Source organism: Actinacidiphila polyblastidii, from assembly GCF_036353415.1.
In the GTDB taxonomy this organism is placed as follows: Bacteria; Actinomycetota; Actinomycetes; order Streptomycetales; family Streptomycetaceae; genus Actinacidiphila; species Actinacidiphila polyblastidii.
In genome coordinates, this window is sequence record NZ_JAZEWV010000078.1 from 1 (window position 1) to 1,226 (window position 1,226).

The following is a 1,226-nucleotide window of genomic DNA, read 5'->3' on the forward strand; positions in this document are numbered from 1 at the left end:
GCCGCGCATGGCGTGGACGGCGGCGTTCAGGGCGCGCCTGTCGCCGTGGTCCCAGGCGTTCTGCAAGTGGTGCAGCACCGCGTGGTAGTTCTCGTCGAAATGCTCCAGGAGCCGGCGTACCGGGGCGGCAGGGTGCGGCCAGCCTCCGGCAGGCACACGCGCCATCGGCCGGGCGGAGGGGAAGGGGATGGCCGGTCCGGTGAACTCCCAGGTCCGGCCGACGCGGCGTAGCCGACGTTCGTGGTAGATCTCCCCGAAGGCGTAGTAGTGGGCGGGGTGATCGTCGCCGAAGGCGTCGTCGGGAGAGCTGGCCGTGCCTTCGCCCTGTTCCTTGACGACTGCGATGGCGCGTTCGACGTCGGCGAGGGTTGCCACGGGGGTGAGGACGTCGGAGCCGACGCGCTCGGCGAGCTGTCCTGTCGCCGTCAGGCGGGGGCGGGTGCGGTGGAAGGCCGCGAGCACAGCGGAGTAGAAGTCCCCGATGCTCGGTGACGCGTTCACCGCGCGGGCCAGTGGCTTGTCGGGGGCCTCGATGGCCATCATGACGTCGTGTACGAGCGGCTTGGTCAGACCTGACAGGTATACGGTCACGCCCGGGTGGACTCCTCCCGGCAGCCGGCCGGGGTAGGACATGGCGGCCTGCTGGATAAGGGGCCTGGCGCCCACTGCCACCAGCAGGTTGCAGACCACTCCGAGGTGGTGCATCTCGTCGCCGACGACCCGGCGGACGAGTCGCGCGGCCTGGCTGCCGCGGTCGTGGATCGACCACCAACCGCACAGGTAGGGCGGGATGGTGGACAGCTCCAGCCCGACAGCGACCTGCAGACACTGCCGCAGCCAGACCAGGTCGCGATCAGTTTCGGGAACCGCCATCAGTCGCGCCACCGCGCCGCACTCGACGGCTCCGCTCCGCCCGGCGGGGGCGGCATCGGGGCCGGCGGCCGCCACGAGGGGCGCAGCCGCCGCGATCCCCGCCGACGCGAGAAGACCCCGCCGCCCGAGAGGAACGACCTCGTATCCATCCCGACCGCGCGCTGTGCCCACCACTCGTTCACCACTCTCAGACCAGCCGGCCCCACCTCCGCGAGGTCGCGGAAGAACAAGGAGGATCAGAACGTAACGGCCGCCACCACCAATCGACGGCACCGGCGCCGCCACGAGGCCTCCAGGCACCCCGATAGCCCACAACGCGCCATACAGCGCTCCGCGCTGCAGGCGACGATGCG

Annotated in this window: 1 protein-coding gene; it reads right to left on the reverse strand. The window is 71.2% G+C overall.

Going from position 1 to position 1,226, the window contains the following annotated elements:
* On the reverse strand, nucleotides 1-873 hold an 873-nt coding region (locus tag V2S66_RS34290; RefSeq protein ID WP_330801013.1), incomplete at its 3' end, for a ferritin-like domain-containing protein.
* Between the last annotated feature and the right edge of the window lie 353 nt (nucleotides 874-1,226).